At 72.9% G+C, this 23,142-nt stretch carries 23 protein-coding genes; 4 read left to right on the top strand and 19 right to left on the bottom strand.

Features of this window, described 5'->3' with window-relative positions:
- Positions 1-186: 186 nt before the first annotated feature.
- The gene (locus tag BIU97_RS01275; RefSeq protein WP_071296843.1) at positions 187-1,110 is read right to left on the bottom strand and encodes an AEC family transporter; all 924 of its coding nucleotides are present in this window, start codon (positions 1,108-1,110) and stop codon (positions 187-189) included.
- Positions 1,111-1,194: 84 nt separating this feature from the next.
- On the opposite strand from BIU97_RS01275, the gene BIU97_RS01270 reads away from it, so the two are divergent.
- Positions 1,195-1,791: a nitroreductase family protein gene (locus tag BIU97_RS01270; RefSeq protein WP_071256959.1), complete on the top strand. Its 597-nt coding sequence runs from the start codon at positions 1,195-1,197 to the stop codon at positions 1,789-1,791.
- Between the two features lie 39 nt (positions 1,792-1,830).
- The gene (locus BIU97_RS01265; protein WP_071296842.1) at positions 1,831-2,589 is read left to right on the top strand and encodes an HAD-IIB family hydrolase; all 759 of its coding nucleotides are present in this window, start codon (positions 1,831-1,833) and stop codon (positions 2,587-2,589) included.
- A 235-nt stretch (positions 2,590-2,824) separates the two neighbouring features.
- Here the strand turns inward: BIU97_RS01265 and BIU97_RS01260 are convergent, their stop codons facing one another.
- Positions 2,825-3,448, bottom strand: a complete 624-nt coding sequence (locus BIU97_RS01260) for a phosphoribosylanthranilate isomerase (protein WP_071296916.1) — start codon at positions 3,446-3,448, stop codon at positions 2,825-2,827.
- A 68-nt stretch (positions 3,449-3,516) separates the two neighbouring features.
- On the bottom strand, positions 3,517-4,569 hold the full coding sequence (locus tag BIU97_RS01255; protein WP_071296841.1) for a serine/threonine-protein kinase: 1,053 nt from the start codon (positions 4,567-4,569) through the stop codon (positions 3,517-3,519).
- Positions 4,570-4,765: 196 nt separating this feature from the next.
- Between BIU97_RS01255 and BIU97_RS01250 the strand changes: the two genes are divergently transcribed.
- On the top strand, positions 4,766-4,969 hold the full coding sequence (locus BIU97_RS01250; RefSeq protein WP_071256965.1) for a DUF2945 domain-containing protein: 204 nt from the start codon (positions 4,766-4,768) through the stop codon (positions 4,967-4,969).
- Between the two features lie 4 nt (positions 4,970-4,973).
- On the opposite strand, the gene BIU97_RS01245 is transcribed toward BIU97_RS01250, so the two are convergent.
- Positions 4,974-5,711: a DedA family protein gene (locus tag BIU97_RS01245; RefSeq protein WP_071296840.1), complete on the bottom strand. Its 738-nt coding sequence runs from the start codon at positions 5,709-5,711 to the stop codon at positions 4,974-4,976.
- Between the two features lie 51 nt (positions 5,712-5,762).
- Positions 5,763-6,902 (bottom strand): ROK family transcriptional regulator, encoded by a 1,140-nt coding sequence (locus BIU97_RS01240; RefSeq protein ID WP_175472389.1) that lies wholly within the window; start codon positions 6,900-6,902, stop codon positions 5,763-5,765.
- Between the two features lie 36 nt (positions 6,903-6,938).
- Here BIU97_RS01240 and BIU97_RS01235 point away from each other — a divergent pair, with 36 nt between their 5' ends.
- Complete coding sequence (locus BIU97_RS01235) at positions 6,939-8,666, top strand: beta-N-acetylhexosaminidase (RefSeq protein WP_083420764.1); 1,728 nt, start codon at positions 6,939-6,941, stop codon at positions 8,664-8,666.
- A gap of 479 nt (positions 8,667-9,145) precedes the next feature.
- Here the strand turns inward: BIU97_RS01235 and BIU97_RS01230 are convergent, their stop codons facing one another.
- The 14 genes from BIU97_RS01230 to BIU97_RS01170 form a co-directional block, all read right to left on the bottom strand.
- A complete protein-coding gene (locus tag BIU97_RS01230) occupies positions 9,146-11,242 on the bottom strand; it encodes a PTS fructose transporter subunit IIABC (protein ID WP_071296838.1) in 2,097 nt (698 codons plus the stop codon).
- Positions 11,243-11,307: 65 nt separating this feature from the next.
- Positions 11,308-12,318 (bottom strand): 1-phosphofructokinase family hexose kinase, encoded by a 1,011-nt coding sequence (locus BIU97_RS01225; RefSeq protein ID WP_254782823.1) that lies wholly within the window; start codon positions 12,316-12,318, stop codon positions 11,308-11,310.
- Positions 12,315-13,103, bottom strand: a complete 789-nt coding sequence (locus BIU97_RS01220) for a DeoR/GlpR family DNA-binding transcription regulator (protein ID WP_071296837.1) — start codon at positions 13,101-13,103, stop codon at positions 12,315-12,317. The genes BIU97_RS01225 and BIU97_RS01220 overlap by 4 nt, the downstream gene beginning before the upstream one ends.
- A 286-nt stretch (positions 13,104-13,389) precedes the next feature.
- The gene (locus BIU97_RS01215) at positions 13,390-14,301 is read right to left on the bottom strand and encodes a carbohydrate ABC transporter permease (RefSeq protein ID WP_254782821.1); all 912 of its coding nucleotides are present in this window, start codon (positions 14,299-14,301) and stop codon (positions 13,390-13,392) included.
- Positions 14,298-15,299 carry a carbohydrate ABC transporter permease gene (locus tag BIU97_RS01210; RefSeq protein ID WP_083404470.1) on the bottom strand — a complete coding sequence of 334 codons (1,002 nt, stop codon included), beginning with the start codon at positions 15,297-15,299 and terminating at the stop codon, positions 14,298-14,300. Before BIU97_RS01210 ends, BIU97_RS01215 begins: the two co-directional genes overlap by 4 nt.
- Before the next feature lie 3 nt (positions 15,300-15,302).
- Positions 15,303-16,628, bottom strand: coding sequence for a sugar ABC transporter substrate-binding protein (locus BIU97_RS01205; protein ID WP_071296836.1), 1,326 nt, complete (start codon positions 16,626-16,628; stop codon positions 15,303-15,305).
- 303 nt (positions 16,629-16,931) lie between these two features.
- Positions 16,932-18,119 (bottom strand): ABC transporter permease, encoded by a 1,188-nt coding sequence (locus tag BIU97_RS01200; protein WP_071252973.1) that lies wholly within the window; start codon positions 18,117-18,119, stop codon positions 16,932-16,934.
- Positions 18,116-18,853: an ABC transporter ATP-binding protein gene (locus tag BIU97_RS01195; RefSeq protein ID WP_071296835.1), complete on the bottom strand. Its 738-nt coding sequence runs from the start codon at positions 18,851-18,853 to the stop codon at positions 18,116-18,118. The genes BIU97_RS01200 and BIU97_RS01195 overlap by 4 nt, the downstream gene beginning before the upstream one ends.
- Positions 18,850-19,923 carry a peptidoglycan-binding protein gene (locus BIU97_RS01190; RefSeq protein WP_071296912.1) on the bottom strand — a complete coding sequence of 358 codons (1,074 nt, stop codon included), beginning with the start codon at positions 19,921-19,923 and terminating at the stop codon, positions 18,850-18,852. The genes BIU97_RS01195 and BIU97_RS01190 overlap by 4 nt, the downstream gene beginning before the upstream one ends.
- Before the next feature lie 8 nt (positions 19,924-19,931).
- Positions 19,932-20,462 (bottom strand): hypothetical protein, encoded by a 531-nt coding sequence (locus BIU97_RS01185; protein ID WP_071296834.1) that lies wholly within the window; start codon positions 20,460-20,462, stop codon positions 19,932-19,934.
- 17 nt (positions 20,463-20,479) lie between these two features.
- Complete coding sequence (locus BIU97_RS01180; RefSeq protein ID WP_071296833.1) at positions 20,480-21,649, bottom strand: sensor histidine kinase; 1,170 nt, start codon at positions 21,647-21,649, stop codon at positions 20,480-20,482.
- A complete protein-coding gene (locus BIU97_RS01175) occupies positions 21,649-22,302 on the bottom strand; it encodes a response regulator transcription factor (RefSeq protein ID WP_071296832.1) in 654 nt (217 codons plus the stop codon). The genes BIU97_RS01180 and BIU97_RS01175 overlap by 1 nt, the downstream gene beginning before the upstream one ends.
- Positions 22,303-22,324: 22 nt before the next feature.
- On the bottom strand, positions 22,325-22,447 hold the full coding sequence (locus BIU97_RS18425) for a hypothetical protein (RefSeq protein ID WP_302846690.1): 123 nt from the start codon (positions 22,445-22,447) through the stop codon (positions 22,325-22,327).
- Positions 22,448-22,495: 48 nt separating this feature from the next.
- A complete protein-coding gene (locus BIU97_RS01170) occupies positions 22,496-23,050 on the bottom strand; it encodes a DUF2231 domain-containing protein (RefSeq protein WP_071296831.1) in 555 nt (184 codons plus the stop codon).
- Positions 23,051-23,142 lie beyond the last annotated feature (92 nt).

Below are 23,142 nucleotides of genomic sequence, written 5' to 3'. Positions count from 1 at the left end.
ACGCGCGCACCCGACGCGGTTCGTGAGCAGGAACGGTCGGGTCGGCACCCACCACCCGACCGTTCCTGCTCACCATCCGGAGCGCACGCGATCACACGCGTCCGCACGCGACCCCACGCCGGACGGGAGGCACGGTGCGGGTCCGTCACGGGCCTCCCGTCCGGCGCGTGGTGGGCCCCGGGCGCGCTACGGGTGCAGCAGCGCCGCGACCGCGACGAGCACGGGGACCGAGCCGATCGTCGAGATGAGCACGACGTCGCGGGCGACCGGGACGGCCGCGCCGTACCGCTGCGCGTAGTTGAAGACGTTCTGCGCCGCGGGCAGTGCGCCGAGCGTCGTCAGCACGAAGACGTCCTGCGCGCCGAGACCGAAGACGAACCGGGCGAACACGAACGCGACGGCCGGCATGACCACGAGCTTGATCGACGACGCCACGATGACGTCGGTGCGGATCGCCGGGTCGCGCAGGGGCGTGGCACCGTGCAGGCTCATCCCGAAGGACAGCAGCACGACGGGCACCGCGGCGGCCCCGACCAGCGAGAACGGCTCGAGCACCGGTGCCGGCAGGTCGACGCCGGTCGCCGAGAACACCAGGCCGACGATCGAGGCGATGATGATCGGGTTCCGGAAGGGCCCGGAGACCCGCCGCACCCAGCCACCCGAACCCGCGGTCGCGGCGTCGAGGATCGTCAGCGCGATCGGCGCGAGGACGACGAGCTGCAGCAGGATCACCGGCACGACGGCGGTCGCCTGCCCGAGCACGTAGACCGCGACCGGCAGCCCGATGTTGTTCGCGTTGACGTAGCTCGACGCGAGTGCGCCGACGGTGGTGGTCGTGACGGGGCGGCGCAGCACCAGGCGGAAGACCACCGCGGCTGCGAGGGCCACGACGACGGCACTGAGCAGCGACACCACGAGCACCGGCGACAGCAAGGAGGCGATGTCCGCCGTCGCGATGGTGTGGAAGAGCAGGCACGGCATGAGCACGAAGAACGCGAGGCGGCTCATGACGAACTGCGCGTGCGGCCCGAGCAGTCGGATGCGCCCGACGACGTACCCACCGGCGATGATCGCGCCGATGATCGCGAAGCCGGTCAACACGCCACCCATCGGGTCCATCCTGGCACCTGTGCGCGGTCACGTGCCGTCACGCGGGTCGGAAATGCGTACGCATCGATTACCGTTGCAGGCACCATGACCTCGACGAACGCCGACACCCTCACCCGGTCCACCGACTCCAGCCAGCCCCTGGTGCCCCTGCTCGAGGAGCGCTGGAGCCCGCGCTCCTACGACGAGACCGCGACGATCACGGACGCGCAGTTCGACGCCGTGCTCGAGGCCGCCCGGTGGGCCGCGTCGGCGATGAACCACCAGCCCCGCCGCTTCCTCGCGGGCCGCCGTGGCACCGAAACGTTCCGGAAGATCAACGAGAACCTGCTCGGCTTCAACGCCGCGTGGGCGTTCCGCGCGAGCGCCCTGGTCGTCGGCGTCCTCGAGACCGTCACCGAGGACGGCGAGGCCCGTCCGTTCGCGCAGTACGACCTCGGGCAGTCGCTGGCGGCCCTGACGGTGCAGGCGCACGCCGAGGGGCTGCACGTGCACCAGATGGCGGGCATCGACGCCGAGGGCCTCCGCGCCGCCTTCGACCTGCCGGAGCGCTTCCTGCCCTACACCGTGACGGCGATCGGCACCGTCGCGCACCCGTCGCAGCTCGACGAGAAGGCCGCCGAGCGCGAGGTCGCCCCGCGCACGCGCCTGCCCCTCGACGAGGTCGTGCTCGTCAAGGAGTAGTCAGCGGGCCCCTGGTCGGCGTCTGGCAGGATCGGGGGCATGACCACGCCCCGCCTCGTCGCCTTCGACCTGGACGACACGCTCGCCCCGTCGAAGTCCGCCCTCGACCCCCGCATGCTCGAGACCTTCGCGTCCCTGCTCGAGGTCGTCCCGGTCGCGGTGATCTCCGGCGGCAACTTCCAGCAGTTCGAGCAGCAGCTCGTCACGCCCCTGCGCGAGCGTGACGGGCTCGTGCTCGACGACCTGCACCTGCTGCCGACCTGCGGGACCCGCTACTACCGGTGGGCGGGCGACGACTGGGCGCTGCAGTACGCCGAGGACCTGACCGACGAGCAGAAGCGCCGCGCGCTCGCCTCGGTCCGGGCCCGTGCGGAGGAAGCCGGCTACTGGGAGTCGGAGACCTGGGGCGAGATCCTCGAGGACCGCGGCTCCCAGATCACGTTCTCGGCGCTCGGCCAGACCGCGCCCGTCGACGTGAAGAAGCAGTGGGACCCCACCGGCGCGAAGAAGGACCACCTGCGCGGGCTCGTGCAGGCGGACCTGCCCGACCTCGAGGTCCGTTCCGGCGGCTCGACGAGCATCGACATCACCCGCAAGGGCATCGACAAGGCGTACGGCATGCAGCGGCTCGCCGAGATCACCGGCATCGCGCTCGACGACATGCTGTTCGTCGGCGACCGGCTCGATCCCGAGGGCAACGACTACCCGGTGAAGGCCCTGGGCGTGCCGTGCCACGCGGTCGAGGGCTGGGAGGACACCGACGCCTTCCTCACCGCATTGGTCCCCACCCTGCGCTGACGCGCTTCGTGAGCAGGAACGGTCGGGTCGGTACCCGCCACCCGACCGTTCCTGCTCACCGTCCGCAGTGCACGCGACTGCACGCCGGACGGGAGGCACGGTGCGGGCGCGCGACGCGCCTCCCGTCCGCCACCGGGCACGTCCGGAGCGCGCGCCGGCTGGCCGGCCGGCCGTGCGCCCGCCGGTCCGCGGCGGGCGACCGCTGCCAGCCGGTCCGTGTCAGCCGGACCGAGCGTCAGCCGAGGCTGCGGACGGCCTCGACGAACGCGCGGATCTTCGCCGGGTCCTTGACCCCGCGCTCCGACTCGACGCCGCTCGACACGTCCACGCCGTCCGGGTCGAGCGCCTCGACCGCCGCGGCGACGTTCGCCGGGGTGAGCCCGCCGGCCAGGATCCAGGCCTCGTCGACCGTGCCCTCGACGGCCGCGGGGTCGATGAGCCGGCCGCTGCCCGGCACCGCGGCGTCGAGCAGCAGCAGGTCGTGGTCGTACGCGGCGCGCTGCTCCGGCGTCTCGCGCAGGTAGTCTTCCGCCGCGAGCGCCCGGATCGTGAAGAAGCCGGCGTCACGCGCCCGGGCGAAGTCGGTCGCGGACTCGCCGCCGTGCAGCTGCAGGGTGGTGAGACCGACCTCGGAGGCGATGCCGACGACCTCGTCGATCTTCTGGTCGCGGAACACTCCGACCGCGTCGATGCCGTCGGGCAGCCGCTCGACGAGCTCCTTCGCGAGGTCCGCCGTGACGGTCCGCGGGCTGCCGGCGGCGAAGACGAAGCCGACCGCGTCGGCGCCGGCGTCGACGGCGGCGTCCACGGTGTCCGGGGTCGACAGGCCGCAGATCTTGATCCAGCGCTGGTCGGTCATGTCGTCCATCCTGCCAGTCGACCGGACGCCGGTACCACCGCGGCGCCGGGGTGCTCCGTGGTCAGTGGTCAGTGCAGCATGCCGGCGACGTACGCGGCGCCGCAGGCCAGGAGCACGCCGGAGACGGCGAACGAGCCGACGAGCACGTTGCGGCGACGCCAGCGGCGGACCGCCTCGAACGTGCCGCGCTTCGCGTGGCGGTGGGCCGCGCGGTGCATGCGGTGGTCGCGCTGGCGCTTGACCCGCTCCGGACCGAGCGGCAACGGGCCGGTGATCTGCGTCGAGCCGCCGCGCAGTGCGCTCGCGATCGCCACGGCGGTGGGCCGGCGCGCCGGGTCCCGGTGGGTCATCCGGCTGAGCAGGTCGCGCCACTCCGACGCGACGTCGTCCGGGACGACCGGGTCGTGCCGCAGCCGCGCGAGCGCCGCCTCGATGAGCGTCCCGGAGTACTCCTGCTTGCCGGTCAGCGCCTCGAGCAGCACCAGGCCGAGCGAGTAGACGTCCGTCGCGAAGCTGATCGGTTCACCGGCGACCTGCTCGGGGCTCAGGTACGCCGCCGTGCCGATGATCGTGCCGTCGTTCGTCAGCCGCGAGCCGTCGACGAAGTGCGCGACCCCGAAGTCGGTGAGCTTGACCGTGCGGGCGAAGCCGGACGAGCCCTCGTCGCTGATCAGGATGTTCGCCGGCTTGACGTCGCGGTGCACGATCCCGCGCGAGTGCACGTACGCCAGGGCGTCGGCGAGCTGTGCGCCGAGGTCGGCGACCTCGTAGTTGTGCAGGGCACCCTCGGACAGCCGGCGGAGCAACGTCGTGTCCGCGATGAGCTCCATCACGATGAAGCGGTGCGGCCCGTCCTCGAAGTCGTGGGTGCCGGCGTCGTACAACGGGATGAGCCCCGGGTGCGACAGCATGCTGAGCAGCCGGATCTCGCGCTCCTGGCGGACGCGGTCGGCGGTGGTCATCTTGTCCGGGGTGGCGAAGAGCTTCACGGCGACGGCACGGTAGGTGTGCTCGTCGCGGGCCTCGTACACCGAGCCCATCCCGCCCGTGCCGATCAGCTTGACGAGCCGGTACCGGGCCGCCAGGACCGTGTCCGCCCGCGCGCTGTCCAGCAGGGTCATGATGCCGTCGTTCCGTTCGGAGCCAGGAGATCCGCGGCCGCTGCCGGCGTGTGTGGCTCGCCGTCAACGGTACGCGTCCGCTCTCCGTCCCGCTCGGGCGTTACGACATCGTGACCCCTTGCTTCCCTGTGTCCGTGCGGGATCGGCGGGTACCGTCCGACGTCCACCAACGGACTACTTCGCAAGGAGGACAGCGATGGCACTGTCGAAGGGCGACGAGGTGCACTGGAACACCTCGCAGGGCACGACCACCGGCACGCTGGTCGAGCAGAAGACGAAGGACTTCACGTTCGACGGGCAGCACTTCAAGCCGACGGACGACGACCCGTACTGGATCGTCGAGTCGGAGAAGAGCGGCAAGCAGGCCGCCCACAAGGAGTCGGCCCTGCAGAAGGCCTGACGGGTCAGTCGCGGGCGGGCTCGGCGCGTCGCCGACCCCGGGCACCGTCCGCGTCGCCGTCCGACCGCCGGTCGGCACGGGCGCGGCGGATGCGGCGCACCACGAACATCACGACGACGACGGCGATCGCGAGGTAGAGCACCCGGTCGATCCACTCGGTGTACTGCTCGACGCGCTCGTACTGCGAGCCGAACGCCGCACCGAGGAGCACCAGGGCGCTGTTCCAGATGCCGCTCGCGATGATCGTGAACACCGAGAACGTGGCGAGGTGCATCCGGTCGGCACCGGCCGGCAGCGAGATGAGGCTGCGGACGATCGGCACGAACCGGCCGAAGAACACCGCGCTCTTGCCGTGGCGGTGGAACCAGTCGGCGGCCTTGCGGAAGTCGTCCTCGTCGACCAGCGGCAGGCGGCCGAGCCAGCGTGTGGTCCGCTCGAAGCCGATGACGGCGCCGAGCCAGTACAGCACCAGGGCCCCGAGGTACGACCCGAGGGTGGCGAGCAGCAGGACCAGGACGAGGTTCATCTTGCCCGCACCGGCCAGGAACCCGGCGAGCGGCAGGATCACCTCGGACGGGATCGGCGGGAACACCGTCTCGACGAAGAGCATGAGCGCCACGCCCCACTCCCCCAAGGCGTCGATGAGCTGGAGCACGAGCCCGGACAGGCCCCCCAGGTCGGACGGGGTGGAGGAGTCGCCGGTGGCGACGGTCATGGCGCGGTCGGTCACGGCAGTCGTCATGCCGCCATCTTCCCTGAACGGCCTGTCAGGAACCCGGGTCCGGTCTGGAGGTCAACCGAGTCCCATGTGCTCGGTGCGCACGTGCGTCAGGGACCGGGCGAGCGCACCCCGCGCCACCGCGTCGCGCCCGACGGTCGACGGCACGACCTCGACCGGGTGGCGGAGCTGCGGTGCGATCACCGCGGCGAGGGCCTCGCTGAACTCGGCCGCCGCCGGCAGGACCTCGCCCCCGACGACCACGACCTCCGGGTCGATCGTCGCGACGAGCTGCACGACGCCGGGGGCCACGTCCGCGGCGAACGCGCGGACGACCTCGACGGCCCACGCCGCCCCCTGCCCGGCCGCGGCGAAGACGGACTCGAGGTCCGTGTCGGCGGGGACCCGGGCCTCCAGCCGGCTCGGCGCACCGGGCCAGCCCGTGACGTCGAGGCCGCCCATCTCGCCGGCCGCGCCGCGCGCCCCGCGCGCCAGTGCCCCGTCGACCACGAACGCCGCACCGATCTGCCGGCCCATGACGAGCGAGACCGCGTCCCGCACACCACGCAGGCGCCCCCACATCGCCTCGGCGACGGCGGCGAGCTTGGCGTCGTTGTCGAAGAAGGTCGCGACGCCGGGGAACAGGTCCTGGATGCGGCCGGGCACCCGGCGCTCCACCCACTCCGGCACCGCGACGGTGTAGTCGATCGCGCCCGTCCGGTCGACGACGGCCGGCACGCCGAACGTCGCGGCGAGCACCGGTGACGTCGCGGTGTCGGCGGTCAGGCGGCGGACCACGTCCTGCACGCTCGTCCACGCCTGCTCGGCGTCGGCGAGGTCGGCGTAGCGCTCCTCGACCCGGGCCTGCTGGACCCCGCGCAGGTCGGAGCGCACGCCGACGATCCCGTGCAGCCCGAGGTCCACGCCGAGCACCGAACCGGCGGCGGCGTCGGCCCGGAACCGCTTCGGGCGCCGACCGGCCTTGTTCGGGGTCACGAGCACCTCGGCCTCGGCCACCCAGCCCTCGTCGACGAGGTCGGTGAGCGCCGCCTCGACCGTGGGGCGCGAGAGGCCGACCGCGCGGCTCAGCTCGGTGACCGAGTGCGAGGCGTCGTCGCGCAGCAGGGCGTCGAGGATCGCACGCGAGTTCATCTGCCGGAGGACGCCCGGCGTCGCTCCGACCACTCCCGGGATCGTTGACACGGTCTCCTGCACAGCCATAGCCTCCACATTACGAAAGATCATTGAGGAATGGTGGACTCCGACATGCTCATCCCACGACCGCGCCGCTCCGCCCCGGGCACCGGCGCCTTCGAGATCACGCCGTCGACCCGGATCGCCGCCGACGACGCGGCCGGATCGGTCCGACTGTACCTGCAGCAGGCGCTGCGGGCGTCGACCGGGCTGCCGGTCCGCGACGCCGCCGACGACGGCACCGGGCAGGGCGGCACCACCGAGGGCGTGATCGCACTGCGCGTGGTCGACGACCCGTCGCTGCCGGCCGGGCCCGCGACCCCCGAGGGCGACCGCAGCGAGTCCTTCCGCCTCACGGTCACGCCGCGCGGCATCGACGTCGTCGGCGGCTCGGCGGCCGGCGTCTTCTACGGCGTGCAGGCCCTGCTGCAGCTCCTGCCACCGGACGTGTACCGCCACGGCCGGGTCGGCACCGGGCCGTGGTCCGTCCCGTCGACGGTCGTCGAGGACGCACCGGCCTTCGCCTGGCGCGGCGTGATGCTCGACGTCGCCCGGCACTTCCGCACGAAGCACGAGGTCATGCGCGTCGTCGACCAGCTCGCCGCGCACCGGATCAACCGCCTGCACTTCCACCTCACCGAGGACCAGGGCTGGCGCATCGAGATCCGCAAGTACCCCCGGCTGACCGAGGTCGGCTCGTGGCGGCGCGAGTCGCAGGTGGGCGCCCACGTGCCGGGACCCGACGGTTCCCTGGTCGTCGCCGGCAAGGACGGCCGCCCGCACGGCGGCTACTACACGCAGGACGACATCCGCGAGATCGTCGCCTACGCCGCCGACCGGTTCGTCACCGTCGTCCCGGAGATCGAGACGCCCGGACACGTGCGCGCCGCGCTGGCCGCCTACCCGTCGCTCGGCGTGCACCCGGAGACGCCCGTGGAGGTCTGGACCGAGTGGGGCATCGCCGACGACGTCCTCAACGCCGACGACAGCACCGTCGACTTCTTCAAGGACGTCCTCGACGAGGTCATCGCCCTGTTCCCGTCCCGCTACATCGGCATCGGCGGCGACGAGTGCCCGAAGGTGCAGTGGGAGCAGGACCCGCGCACCCAGGAGCGCATCCGGTCGCTCGGCCTCGCCGACGAGGAGCAGCTGCAGGCCTGGATCATCGGCCAGCTCGCCGACCACGTCGCCGGCCACGGCCGCCGGGCGTTCGGCTGGGACGAGATCCTCGAGGGCGGCACGCTCGACCCGTCCGCGACGGTCGTCTCGTGGCGTGGCCTGACCGGCGCCCGGACCGCGGCCAAGCGCGGACACGACGTCATCTCCTCACCCGACGACCAGGCCTACCTGGACTACCGGCAGAGCGACCTGGCGACCGAGCCCATCCCGGTCTCGATCGTGCTGTCGGTCGACGACGTCTTCGCCTTCGACCCGGTCCCCTCCGGCCTGACCGAGGCCGAGCGCGCGCACGTCATCGGCGGCCAGGGCAACATGTGGACGGAGCACGTCGACACCGCCCGGAAGCTCGACTACCAGCTGTTCCCCCGCGTGGCCGCCCTCGCCGAGGCGCTCTGGTCGGCCGACGCCGCCGGCCCGCGCGACCTCGCCGAGTTCCGGGGCCGACTCGCCGAGCACACCGCCCGGCTCGAGGCCATGGGCATCGAGTACCGCCACGAGGCCGGCCCCTTCCCGTGGGAGCAGCGCCCGGGCGTGCCCGGCCGCCCGCACTCCCGCGAGGAGCGCGCCGCCTACATCGACGCCGTGACGGCGAACATCGCCGAGTAGGACGCGGCCCCCGGCGCCGAGGTCACGGAACCAGCCGCACGGTCGTGCGCCGGACGGCACATCGCGCGACCTCGGCCGCGCGACCCGGCCGCCGGCGGCCCGGCGACGTCGGGCACGCGGCCCGGCGCCGAGGTCGCACGACATGCCGCAGCCCGCCCGCCGAGGTCGCGGTACCGGCCGCACGATCCGGCGCCGGACGGCACTTCGCGCGACCTCGGCCGCTCGACCTGGCGTCGGCGACCCGGCGACGGCGCGCCGACCTCGCGCACGCAGCCCGGCGCCGAGGTCGCGCAACACGCCGCAGCCCGCCCGCCGAGGTCGCGGAACCAGCCGCACGGTCGGGCGCCCGACGGCACTTCGCGCGACCTCGGCCGCCCGACCCGGGCGTCGGCCCGGGTGTCGGCCCGGCGATCGGAGACGGACGGGAGGCCCGGTGCCAGCTGGCACCGGGCCTCCCGTCCGTCAGGTGGTCGCGTGGACTACGCGGCGACCGGCGCGCGCTGGCCGACCGTCTCGGCGGCCGCGGCAGCCTCGCCGCCGGCGGCGGCCTCGTCCACGGGACGGCGGCGCACCCACTTCTTCAGGGCGACGAGCACCCCGGCGGACACGAACGCGCCGAGCACGACCGCTCCGAGCCAGGCCCAGAAGTTCCCGATCGCGAAGAACACGAACACGCCGCCGTGCGGTGCTCGCGAGGTCACGCCCACCGCCATCGAGATCGCACCGGTGACCGCCGCCCCGACCATCGAGGCCGGGATGACGCGGAGCGGGTCGGCCGCGGCGAACGGGATCGCACCCTCGGAGATGAACGAGAAGCCGAGCAGGTAGGCCGCCTTGCCGTTCTCGCGCTCCGGCTTCGTGAAGCCCTTGCGGTAGAACAGCGTCGACGCGAGCGCCATCGCGAGCGGCGGCACCATGCCGGCACCCATCACGGCGGCCATGATCTCGAACGGCACGACGTTCGTGGCGGTCCCCGCGCCGAGGCCGGCGACGGCGAACGCGTAGGCCACCTTGTTGACCGGTCCGCCGAGGTCGAACGCCATCATGAGGCCGAGGATGATGCCGAGCAGGATCGCGGAGGCGCCGGACAGCGAGTTGAGGAAGCCGGTCAGCTGCGTCATGAGCCAGGCGATCGGGCCGCCGAGCACCAGGAGCATGAGCCCGGAGGCGATGATCGACGCGAACAGCGGGATGATCACCACCGGCATGAGGCCGCGCAGCCAGCGCCAGGTCGGGATGCGCCCGATCCAGTACGCGGCGGCACCGGCGATGAGGCCGCCGACCAGACCGCCGAGGAACCCGGCGTTCATGAAGACGGCGATCGACCCGGCGACGAACCCGGGCGCGATGCCCGGTCGGTCCGCCATGGCGTAGGCGATGTACCCGGCGAGTGCGGCCACCAGGAACCCGAGCGAGACCTGTCCGATCTGGAACGCGGCGGCACCGAGGTAGTAGCCGAGGCCCTCCGCCGGCAGGTTCAGCAGCGTCGAGTGCGTCAGCGTCCAGGCGGCGTTGCTCACGCCGTCGTCGCCGTGGGTCGACGCGATCTGGTACCCGGAGAGCAGGAAGCCGAGCGCGATGAGGAGCCCGCCGCCCGCGACGAACGGGATCATGTAGCTGACGCCGGTGAGCAGCCAGCGCTTGAGCGACTGACCGAAGTGCTCGTTCTTCGCGGTCGACTCGCCGTCGGTGGCGGCGGCGCCCTGGACGCGGGCGGCGTGCGGGTCCTCCGAGGCGCGCACGGCCTCGGCGATCATCGCGTCGGGCTCGTCCACGCCGCGCTTGACCGGCCCGGAGACGAGCGGCTTGCCGGCGAACCGCCCACGGTCGCGGACGTCGACGTCGACCGCGAACACGACGGCGTCGGCCCGGGCGATGAGCGCCGGGTCGAGGGGCTCGACCTGCGAGGACCCCTGCGTCTCGATGTGCATCTCGGCACCGGCGCGCTGGGCGGCGGCGACGAGCGCGTCGGCCGCCATGTACGTGTGCGCAATGCCGGTCGGGCAGGCGGTGACGCCGACGAAGACCTTGCGGTCGGCGGCCGGTGCGGCCGGTGCTGCGGTCGCAGTGGAGGCCCGGCTCGCGTTCCCGACGCCGGCCTCGGCCACCTCACCGCTCACCTCGTGGTCGACCAGCCGGACGATCTCGTCGGCGGTCGTCGCGGCGCGGAGTGCGGCGGTGAAGTCGTCGCGGATGAGCGCACGTGCCAGGGTCGACAGCACCGTCAGGTGGTCCTTGTCGGCGCCCTCGGGCACGGCGATCATGAAGACGATGTCGGCGTCGCCGTCCGGGGCGCCGAAGGGCACCTTCCGGGCGAGACGCGAGAACGCCAGGGTCGGCTCGGACACCGACGCCGACCGGGCGTGAGGGATCGCGATGCCGCCGGGGACGCCGGTGCCGACGCTCGCCTCGCGGGCGATGGCGTCCTCGGCGAGGGCACGGCCGTCGGCGGCACGCCCGGTCGCGGCGACGCGGTCGGCCAGGACGCGGATCACCTCGGTCGACGTGGCACCGAGGTCCTCGTCGAGGCCGACGAGCTGTGCGCTGATGAGGCGCGGACTCGAGTCTGCGGACATGTGCTTGCTCCTTCGCAATGGCGCTGGTCGCGCGGTGGTGCAGGTGTTCGGGGGTGGGGAGGGGATCAGGCGGGCTCGGGGGCCGGGTGCGTGTCGAGCACCCGGACGGAGACCGCCGTCGGGTCGGTGTGGTCGAGGGCCGGCACGTCGCTGCCGGGCAGTGCCGCAGCGGCGGCCCCGGTTGCGACGGCCTGGGCGAGGCGTTGCTCGGGGGACGCCCCGGCGACCTCGGCGAGCAGGTAACCGGCGAGCGAGGAGTCCCCCGCGCCGACCGTCGACCGGGCGACGATCGTCGGGGCGGCCGCCGCGAAGGCACCGTCCTCGGCGACCAGGACCGCGCCGGCGCTGCCGAGGGTGAGCAGGACCGTGCCGACGTTCCGCTGCCGGAGCCGTCCGGCGGCGACGACGGCGGCGTCGAGGTCGCGCTCGTACTCGTCCGGGTCGCCGCCGACGACCTCGGCGAGCTCCTCGGCGTTCGGCTTCACCAGGTCGATCCGTTCGCCGGACTGCAGCAGCGCCGTGAACGGCACCCCCGACGAGTCGACGGCGATCCGGACGTCCGCTCCGTGCCGGGCACGGACGGCCCGGACGAGCACCGCGAGCGCGTCGTCGGGCAGTCCGGGCGGCAACGAGCCGGCGAACACGACCCAGCGGGCGGCCGGACCGGTGGCAGTCGCGGCGGCGGTGTCGGCGACCAGCGCGGCGAGGTCGTCGAGCCGGCCGGCGAGCGAGGGGCCCGGCTCGTTGAGCTTCGTCGTGGTGCCGGTCGGCTCGGTGACGGTGACGTTCGAGCGGAGCGGTGCGCCGATCGGCAGCGCGGCGGTCGGGATGCCCCGGGTCGCGAGGCCGAGCAGCACCGGGTCGAGCTCGTCGCCGGGCAGCACGGCGGTGGTGTCCCCGCCGCTCGCCACGACCACGCGGGACACGTTGACGCCCTTGCCGCCGGGCTCGGCGGTCGACCGGGTGGCCCGCTGCACGGCACCGCGCTGCAGTTCACCGGCGAGCTCGATGGTGCGGTCGAGGGACGGGTTCGGGGTCACCGTGACGATGCGGGTGCTGCCGTGCTGCTCGTTCACGCGACGACCACCTCGACGTCGGCGTCGGTGAGCGCCCCGGTCAGGTCCGCCGGCGGCTGCTCGTCGGTGACGAGCGTGTCGATCTCGTCGAGCCGGGCGAAGCGCATGAGCGCCTCGACCCCGTGCTTCGCGGCGTCGGCGAGCACCACGGCCCGGCGGGCGGCGAGGACGTAGGCGCCCTTGACGGCGGCCTCGTACTCGTCGGGGGTGCTCAGGCCGAACCCGGCGGACAACCCGTTCGTGCCGATGAAGGCGATGTCGGGGCGCAGCGCCCCGATCTGCTCGACGGTGGCGGTGCCGACGGCGGCGCTCGTCACGCCGCGCACCCGACCGCCGAGCAGGTGCAGCTCGACGTGCGCGCTGTGCTGCAGCACCGCGGCGATCGGCACCGAGTTCGTGATGACGGTGATCGTCGCGCCGGCCACCTCGGGCTCCCAGCGGGCGAGCTCGGCGGCGACGGCGGCGCTCGTGGTGCCGGCGTCCAGGGCGATCGACCCGGTGAAGGTGGCCGGCACCAGGCGCATCGCGGCCCGGGCGATCGCGGACTTCGCGGTGCCGTGCTGCCCCTCGCGCTCGGCGACGCTCAGCTCGACGACGCTCGAACGTCCGACCGGCACCGCTCCCCCGTGCACCCGACGCAGCACGCCGGCCGACTCGAGCGCGCCGAGGTCGCGGCGGACGGTCTCGGTGGTGACGTCGAAGTGCTCGGCCAGGTCGGCGACGGAGACCCGGCCGGCGTCCTGCAGCGCTGCGGCGATCGCCTCGTGCCGCTCGGTTGCGTACATGCCCGAACTCCTTCGTTCCCGTGGGTTTCGGAAACTGTAAGCCCGAACACCACACAAACGCAACCGCCGCCGCGAGCGACGGAGTACGACGAGGTCGCACGATCTGCCGCTCGAACAGCGCCGACGCAGCACATCGTGCGACCTCGACGCACCGCACGCGGCGAGTCGTGCGACCTCGGCGGCGCCGCGCGGGCCGGGGCACGCGGCCGGGGCGGGTCGCGACGCGGCCGGGCGCGCACGGACGCCCCGCCCTGCTCGTGCAGGACGGGGCGTTCGTCGCGGTGGGTCAGCCCTTCACGGCCCCCGCCGTCATGCCGCTCACCAGCCGGCGCTGCACGATGAGGAAGAAGACCACCACCGGGATCGAGAACAGCACGCTCGCCGCCATGAGCCCGCCGAAGTCCGTCCCCTTGTTCGTCGAGAAGCCGGCGAGCCACACCGGCAGGGTGTACATCCCCTGGTCCTTGAGCATCACGTACGCAATGAGGTAGTCGTTCCACGCCGCGATGAACGCGAACACGCTCGTGGCGATGACCCCGGGCATCACGAGCGGGAACAGCACGCTCCACAGGATCCGGAACGTGCCGGCGCCGTCGACCTTCGCGGCCTCCTCGATCTCGACCGGCACGGAGACGAAGAACCCGCGCATCACCCAGATCGAGAACGGCAGCACGCTCGCGACGTAGGCCAGGATCAGCCCGACGTAGCTGTTGAGCAGCCCGAGGGTCTGGAACGACAGGAACAGCGGGATGAGCAGCGCGCCGGACGGGATCATCTGCACGAACAGGATGGCGACCAGGATCGCGCGTCGTCCGCGGAACCGGAACCGCGAGAGCGCCGCCGACGCCAGGAACCCGACGACGATCGACAGGAGCACGGCCGCCACGACGACGATGGTCGAGTTCCGCAGGTACACGAGGAACCCGTCCTGCGTCAGCGCGCGGGTGAAGTTCTCGAACGTGGGGTGCAGCGGCAGCCAGATCGGGGTCATCGTGGTGACCTCGTCGGCGGGCTTGAACGCGGTGTTCACCATCCAGTAGAGCGGGAACACCCACACCAGGCAGAACAGCACCGCGACCGTGTTCGCGACGATCCGCGGCCTGCGCCGCCGGGTCCGCGGCGGGGCGGGCGTCGGCAGCGCTGCAGGAGCCGGCGTCGGCGCCCCGGCGGTCGGGCGGGACTGCGTCGAGAGGGTCACAGGTCCTCCTCACCGCTGCGGACGAGGCGGCGGATGTAGTAGCTGGTGAGCACGCCGAGGATCACGGTGGAGATGACGGCGATGGCGGCGCCCTGCCCGTAGGCGTTCGAGACGAACGACTGCACGAAGGTCCAGATGCCGAGGGTCAGGGTCGCTTCCTCCGGTCCGCCGCGGGTGAGCAGCCAGATCTGGTTGAAGACGTTGAAGTCCCAGATCACCGACAGGATCGACACGAGCAGCAGCGTCGGCGCGAGCGCCGGCAGGGTGATCGACCGGTACATCGTCCAGGTCGAGGCGCCGTCGAGCGCCCCGGCCTCGTAGTACTCGGGCGCGATCTGCGACTGCGCCGCGTAGAGCGTCAGCGCGACGAAGGGCACGGCCTGCCAGATGACGAGCGTGAGCACGATCGTGTAGGCCTGCGCCGGGTGCGACGCCCAGTTGTCCTGCGTGTGGTCACCGAACACCCGCAGCTGCGTGACGAGCCAGTTGAGCACGCCGTAGAACGGCTGGAACAGCCACTGCCAGACCAGGCTCGACGCCACGTTCGGCATCGCCCACGCGAGCACGAGCACGACGCTCACGATCGTCCGCATGGCCACGCCGAGCCGGGTGAGCAGCTGGGCCACGCCCATCCCGATGACGATCGTGCCGAGCACCATCGCGCCGGTGACGAGCACGGTGCGCAGGATGACCGGCCAGAACGACGCGTCGGTCAGGACGTCGGTGTAGTTCGACGCCCCGGCGAACCCGGCCTGTCCGGTGAAGATGGCCCGCAGCCCGTAGTCCTGGAACGAGATGACGACGAGCCGGACCAGCGGGTAGACCACGAGGGCGAGCAGCAGGACGGCTGCCGGCGCGAGCAGCACGAGCGGTGCCCGCGACGCCACCGGCGACCGGCGACGCGGCCGGGGTCGGGGCTGGGGGCCGTCCGTCCCCCGCCGGCCGGTGGCCGGCCCGGTGTGCACCGGGTCGGCCACCTGCTCCGCAGTGGAGGTCATCGACTACGGCTGCGCGTTCAGCGCGGTCGTGAGGTGCTTCGAGAAGCCCTCGGCTGCCTGCTGCGGCGTCTTCCGTCCGGTCGCGACGTCGGCGAACATCGACTGGAACGACGCGTCGCCCTCGATGGTCGCCCAGCCCGGCGCGCCCGGGGTCGGACGGCTGGTCGAGGCGGCCTCGAAGTACGGCTTGTGCAGCGTGTCCACGTCACCGGCGACCGCGTCGAGCAGCTGGGTCGAGTTCGGCTCCCAGCCGTCCACGCCGAAGACCTGCTCCTGCTGGAACTCCTTCGAGGTCAGGATCTTCAGGTAGTACAGCGCCAGGTCCTGGTTCTGCGACTTCGCGGGGATCCCGAGGTCGGACCCGCCGAGGAACACCGGCTGCGTCTTCCCGGCCGTCTTCGAGGGCATCGGGAAGGTCCCGATCTGGTCGGCGAGGGCGGGCTTGGCCGTCGTCACCGACCCGATCTCCCACGCGGACCCGAGGAACGCCGAGGTGTTCCCCTGGGCGAAGACGTCGCTCTGCGAGGGCTTGTCGGTGTTGATGTCCTGCGTGGACTTCGCGGAGTAGTCGTTCTGGAAGTCCTTCCACGCCGTCAGGCCCTCGACCGCGTCGTCGGAGTCGAGCGTGCCGGTCCACTTGCCGCCGTCGTCCGTGGCGATCTCGCCGCCGGCGTCCCACACCCACTGCAGCCCGCCGTACCAGTACTGACCGGGCATGTAGAACGCGGAGAAGTCACTGCGCGGGTTCGCGGCCTTGACCTTGTCGAGGTCGGCGGTGAGCTCCTCGTAGGTCGTCGGCACCTCGGTGACGCCGGCGTCCTTCCAGACCTTCTTGTTGTAGACGACGGCACGGTTGCCGGCGAAGAGGGGCGCTCCGTAGAGCTTGCCGTCGACGGTCGCCGGCCCCTCGAGCCCGGTGAGCCAGGTCTGCCCGTCCTTCAGCTCGTCGCGGTACGGCGTCAGGTCCTTCAGCCCGCCGGCGGCCGCGTACACCGGCACCTGCGTGTTGCCGAGGTCCACGACGTCCGGAGCGTCGGACTGCGCGAGCGCGGTGGTGAGCTTGGTGGTGATGCCGTCCCACTGCTGGGTCTGGATCGTCACCTTCGCCCCGGTGTCCGCGGTGAACTGCTTCTCGGCGGCCTGCAGGACCTTGTCCGTCAGGTCGCCGTTCATCATCCAGACGGTGATGGTCTTGCCCTTGCCATCGGGTGTGCCGATGGACTTCGTGCCGCCGTCGGAAGCTCCGTTGCTTCCGGCGGAGCACCCGGTGAGGGCGAGCGCGCCTGCGAGGGCGAGCGCACCGAGTGCGGCGAAACGCGTGCGTGTCACGTTGACTCCCTTGGTCCGACCTTTATGAAAGGACGTTGCGTATTGGTCATGAAAGACCCTTCGGAAGCCGTTGTCAACCGTTGGACCGGTCCCTGCGGAGAGCGGTCTCCCGCGTGTTTCCGGGGGATCACGGATGGCGAACAGATGATGACCACCGCTTGACGCGGTGGTCATGACCAGGCATGATCTGCGCCGCACGAGCGTGGCTCTGCAGGCGACGGCCAGGAGGCCCGGCACCGGTCTCGGGACCGGTGCCGGGCCTCCACTGCGCCACCTCCACGGCGTCACCTCCACCGCACCGTGTCAGACGGCCGCCAGGGCGGACGTCGGCGGGATGCGCGCCGCGCGCGCCGCCGGGTAGAGCCCGGAGACCCCGCCGATGACGACCGTCGCGCCGAGGCCGCCGGCCACCGCCCAGGGCGGCAGCGCCACCGGCCACCCCTGCGCGACGGCGAACGCCACCGTCACGCCGACGCCGATCACGACCCCGGCCACCCCGCCGAGGAACGACAGCAGCAGGGACTCCACCAGGAACTGGTCGCGGATCGTCCGCCGACGCGCGCCGAGGGCGCGGCGCACCCCGACCTCGGCGCGACGCTCGAGCACCGTGATCACCATCGTGTTGGCGACGCCGATGCCCCCGACGAGCAGTGCGACGCCGCCGATGCCGACGAGCAGTCCGGTGAACGAGTCGTCGGTGGCGTCCTTCGCGGCGAGCGCGTCCGACGGTCGGGTGACCCCGACGTCCTGCGGCGCACCCGGTCGGACCGCGGCCGCGAGGACGTCACGGGCCGCTTCCACCCGCTCCGGGTCGACGCGCGTGTAGACGGCGGTCGGCGCCCCGTCGAACCCGAGCTGTCCGGCGAGCGCACGCGGCACGAACACGCTGTTGTCGAGTTCCGCGGCGAGCGCGAGCGGCCGGAGGACCCCGACCACCTGCACCCACTGTCCGCCGATCCACACCCGGGTGTCGGCACGGACCCGGTCGATGCCGAGCGCGGCCGCGGCCGCGTCCCCGAGCACGACCTGCGGCGCCGCGGTCCGGGCGTCGTCGATCCACCGCCCGGAGGCGAGCTCGCCACCGAGCACCCCGGGCACGTCGCCCCAGGCGGCGAGCACGGCGATGCCCTTCGTCTCCGGCGCCGGGACGTACCCGTTGCGGTAGACCCCGGCGCCCGGCACCGTGCCGACCGCGGCGGCGGACTCGACGTCGTCCTGCCGGTGCACCGACTCGAGCGCGGTGTCCGGCAGCGGCGGCGTCTCGCCGAACCCCTCGGCCTCGGTGACGGTGAGCACGTTCGTGCCGAGGGCGTCGAGGACCTGGTCGACCTTCGCCTTGCTCGACGACGAGATCCCGACGACCGCGATCATCGCCGCGATGCCGATGGCGATGCCGAGGGCCGACAGCACGACGCGCGCCGGCCGGGTCCGCAGGCCGAACACCCCGAGTCGGAGCAGGTCCGTCGGGCTGACGGTGCCCCGGGCGCTCACCGGTCGCCCCGGATCGCGGCGCCGAGCGCGGCGGCCCCGCCCGCGGTGTCGTCCTGCGAGACGAGACCGTCCCGCATCCGGACCCGGCGGGGCAGCGATGCCGCGAGCTCGAGGTCGTGTGTGATGACGAGCACGGTGGTCCCGCCGTCGTTGAGCTCGCGCAGCAGTCCGAGGACCGCCGTGCCCGAGGCGGTGTCGAGCGCCCCGGTCGGCTCGTCCGCCAACAGGATCGTGGGCTCGCCGACGACGGCCCGGGCGATCGCGACCCGCTGCTTCTCACCGCCGGACAGCTGGTGCGGGCGGTGGTCGACCCGGTGCCCGAGCCCGACCCGGCCGAGCGCCTCGACCGCGCGCCGGTGCCGGTCGCGGCGCGGGACCCCCGCGTAGAGCAGCCCGTCGGCGACGTTCTCGGCGGCGGTCGCCCCGGCCTGCAGGTGGAAGTGCTGGAACACGAAGCCGATGTGCTCGGCCCGCAGGCGCGACAGGGCGTCGTCGGACATCGTGGCGACGTCGTTGCCGGCGATCGTCACGGTGCCGGAGGTCGGCCGGTCGAGTGTGCCGACGATGTTGAGCATGGTCGACTTGCCGGACCCGGACGGCCCGACGACGGCGACGAGTTCCCCGGCCGTGACCTCGAGCGAGACGCCGCGGAGCGCGCCGACGTCGCCGTAGGTCTTCACGACGTCCGCGAGCGACAGGACGACCTCGCGGTCCGGCGCGGTGGTGCCGGTCATCCGGGCACCACCACCCGGTCGCCCGCGGCGACGTCGCCGGTGATCGCCACGCGGCCGCCGGCGGTGAACCCCGGCTCGACGGGCACGCGCTCGGTCGTGCCGTCCCGGCGGACCACGTCGACGGCGTAGTGACCGCCGGAACCGGCGACGAGGGCCGAGACCGGCACGGAGAGCACGCCCCGTTCGGTGGTGCCCTCCGCGTCGACCTGGGCAGAGGCCGCGGCCGGCAGCTTGCGGTCGCCGGGGTCGAAGGACACCGAGACGACGACCTTGGTCCCGCCGTCCTCGTCGGTCTCGGGCTGGACGTCGGCGACCTCGCCGCGCATCGGGGCGCCCGTGCCGTTCACCCGGACGTCCACCCGGGTGCCGACCGCCAGCCGCTCGGCGTCGCGCTGCGACACGGTCGCCGAGACGATGCGCTCCGTGCTCGTGACCTGCAGCACGTCGCCGCCGCCGGTGCCCGCTGCGCCCGCGCCCGCGGCGCCGGTCGGCCGGCCGAGCTCGCCGTCCACCGACGCGACCCGCACGGCCCCGTCGACGAACGCGACGTCGTCGGCGGTCAGGACCCCGGTCACCTCGTGGTCCCGGTCCTCCTGCCACTGCCGCACCGCGGCCTGGGTCCGCGGGCCGAACTCGTCGTCCACGGACACGTCGTAGCCCAGGGCCGCCAGGTTCTCGTTGAGCTGCCGCACGTCGGTGCCGTGCACCCCGCGGGACAGGTCGCGCCACAGCGGCACCGTGCCGTACATCGACCGCACACCGCGCTCGTCCACCGCGTACAGGTCCTCGTCGCGCTCGATGACGTCGCCGGGGCGGGGCAACCACGTGATCGTGCCGGCGGCCGCTGCGGGCACGCCCGTCGGGGCGCCGTAGCCGAGGGTGCCGGCGAAGACCTTCGAGTCGGTCAGGTCGCCCTTCGTGACGGTCGCGGTGGGGCTGCTGGAGGCGTCGTCCGGGGTGGCCGACGCCGACGACGACCCCGGGGCCGGGGCGACGACGGCCCACGTGCCCAGACCGACCCCGACGACGGCGACCAGACAGGCGCCGACGACCAGCGACCGTCGACGCACGGAGCGGCTCACTCGCCGGCCCCGGTCGTGCCGGACCCGAGCGTCTCCTCGTCGCACGCGCGCGCGACCTCGTCGAAGGCAGCCCGGTCGTCCGGCTGGTACGCCTGCCTGCCCGCCTCGTCGTCGGGGTAGTCGGAGAACCCGCCCTCGCGGATGCACGCCGCTGCCTGCTGCTGCTCGGCCGCACCCTCCATCGGCTTCGCCATCTTCCCGTCGCCGGCGCCACCGCCGTCACCGATGCACTCCTTGAGGTCGTTCTGGTACTGCTCCGGGTCGACGCCGTCGGGCGCACCGAACTGCATCGTCTGGCCACCGCTCGAGGGGTCCGCCATGTCGTACCCCTTGCCGCGCATGCACTCGGCGAGCGTCGCGCCCTTGCCGGCCGACCCGGCGGTGTGCCCCGAGGTGGCGCCGGCGGACCCGGTGTCCTCCGCGCTCGAGCACCCGGCGAGCAGTCCGGGCAGCAGGACGACGGCGACGGCTGCGGTGGCGAGGAGGGAACGGGTCCGGCGGGTCTTCGTGGTGGTTGTCGTGTTCATGCCACCAGGACACCGGATCAGCTGTTTCGCCCGGCGTCTCGTCGGGGTTGCACCGGCGAAACACCGACGCGGACGACGAGTCCACCGGCAGCTCGCGCGTCGACGGACAGCGACCACCCGTGCGCCTGCACGACGGACGCCACGATCGACAGTCCGAGACCGCTGTGCCGCCCGGCGGACCGCGCCGACGGGCACCGCCGGAACGGCTCGACCAGGCGGGGCGCCTCGTCCACCGGCACCGCGGGGCCGGAGTTCTCGACGACGATCCCGTCCGACGACGTCGTCACCCGGACGAACCCGCCGGGCTCGTTGTACTCGACGGCGTTGCCGACGAGGTTGCCGAGGAGCTGCCGCAGCAGCGTCGGCTCGGCGTCGACGACCAGGCCGGGAGGCCCGGTGCGGGCCTCGTGGGTCAGCGCGACCCCGGCGTCGGCTGCGTTCCGTGCCGCTCCCACGACCACCTCGGCGGTCACGTCGTCCACGTGGACCACCTGCGTCGTGCCGTCGAGCCCGCGGTCGGCCTCGGCGAGTACCAGCAGCGACTCGACCAGGTGCTCGGTCCGCCGGTTCTGCTCGAGGAGTTCGTCGCGGACGGCCCGGACGTCGTCGCCGCCGACGTCGTCGTGCAACCCGATCTGCACGGCGGCCCGCTGCACCGCGAGCGGGGTCCGGAGCTCGTGCGACGCCTGCGCCACGAACCGCCGCTGGCTCTCGAACGCCGTCTCGAGCCGGTCGAGCAGGTCGTCGACGGTGCGGGACAGCCGCCGGAGTTCGTCATCGGGCCCGACCAGGGCGATCCGCTCGTGCAGGTTCGACGCGGTGATCCGGGTCGCGGTGGCGGTGATCCGGTCGATCGGGCGGAGCATCCGCCGGCTGACGAACCACCCGACACCACCCGCGAGCATCCCCGCGACGACGATCCCCACCGCCGACCACTGCCACTGCAGCGCGTTGGCCTCGGTGACGACGCGCAGGGTCGTCTGCGACGCACCGATCCGCTCGGGGGTGATCGGGACGGCGGACGGGATCCGGGTCGCCGGCCCGCCGTCCCGACCGAGCACGGGGAGCGTCCGGGCGAACGACTGCTGGGACGCCAGGTTCACGAACACCAGCACGGCGGTGGTGAGCACCATCGAGGCCACGGCGAAGGCGAGAGCCGTCCGGACGCGGATGGTGAGCGTCCGCATCACAGGGCGTACCCCTCCCCCGGCACCGTCCGGATCGGGTCCGGGTCGCCGAGCTTCCGCCGGAGCTTCGACATCGTCACCCGGACGGCGGCGGTGAACGGGTCGACGTTCACGTCCCAGACCTTCTCGAGCAGTTCCTCGGCCGAGACGATCCGGCCGTCCGCACGCAGCAGGGTCTCGAGCACGCCGAGCTCCTTCGCGGTGAGGTCGAGCGGGCGACCGTCACGCGTCGCCATCCGTCGGTTCGTGTCGAGGAGCAGGCCGGCACGTTCGAGCACCGGCGCGACGGGCGCGACGCTCCGGCGGCCGAGCGCCCGGACCCGCGCGACGAGCTCCGGGTACTCGAACGGCTTCGTCAGGTAGTCGTCGGCGCCGAGTTCGAGGCCGTTCACCCGGTCGGTCAGGGTCGTCGCCGCGGTGAGCATGAGGATCCGGGTCAGACTCCCCCGGGCCGCCAGCCGCCGGGCGACCTCGTCGCCGTGCATGCCCGGCAGGTCGCGGTCGAGCACGACGACGTCGTAGTCGTTGACCGCCAGGAGCTCGTCGGCGTGGTCGCCGCGGTGGGCGACGTCGACCGCCATGCCCTGCCGGGTCAACCCCGTCGCGACGAGGTCGGCGAGGGCTTGCTCATCATCCACCACGAGTACACGCACTGATGTATTGCAGGTGATGTTCCTACGAGGGAACTGGGAGCACGGTGACGACACCGGTCCGCTCGTCCACCCGGACCACGAAGGTGGCGGCCGTCGGCAGTGGGACGGTCAGGAGCGGCAGGGCGTGGGTGCTGACGAGGTCCATGCTCCGACCATGGCGGCCGGAGGGTTTCCTCGGTGTTGCGCGTGCGGCTCAGGCGTCGAACGGCACCTCGCCGTGGTCGCTCACGCCGGCACGCTGTCGGTACGCCAGGTGCCCACCGAGGTACCCACCCACGCCGACCACCGCCAGCGCCGCGAAGCCGAACGCCTTGGCGGCACCGTGGTTCCCGTGCTTCCGCTGCCACCACGACACCCCGTACAGCGAGATGCCGACCCAGTTCACCGCCTGGTGCACCCACCCCGTGCGCAGCTGCTCACGGTCGAGCTCGGACCAGTCCACGTAGCCGGCGAGCGATGCGCTGCCGGACGACACCAGCCCGACGCCGACCAGGGTCTTCGCGGCCTTCGCGTTGCCCTTCCCGCCGATCAGGTCGAGCACCGCGGCGGAGATCCAGGCGCCGAGCGGCACCTGGACCATGAGGGGGTGCACGGGGTGGCCGAACGGCACGCCGTGCAGGAGCCGGCGGAGTCCTCGCGGCTTCGCGAGGGCGTTCACGACGGCACGGTCGATGTCGACGGCCTTGTCGAGCACGCTCGCGTGCTCGACGGCGTCGGTGAGGCGGCGGAACGCGCGGATCTCAGGCATGCCCTGCAGCCAACCCGGGAGGCCCGGTGCCGGGTCCCAGGAACCGGCCCCGGGCCTCCTGTCGGTCACCCCATCCACCCCGGAACCAGGTT

It is taken from the genome of Curtobacterium sp. MCBA15_009, assembly GCF_001864895.1.
Classification (GTDB): domain Bacteria; phylum Actinomycetota; class Actinomycetes; order Actinomycetales; family Microbacteriaceae; genus Curtobacterium.
This window is presented reverse-complemented; position numbering and strand designations above follow the sequence as displayed.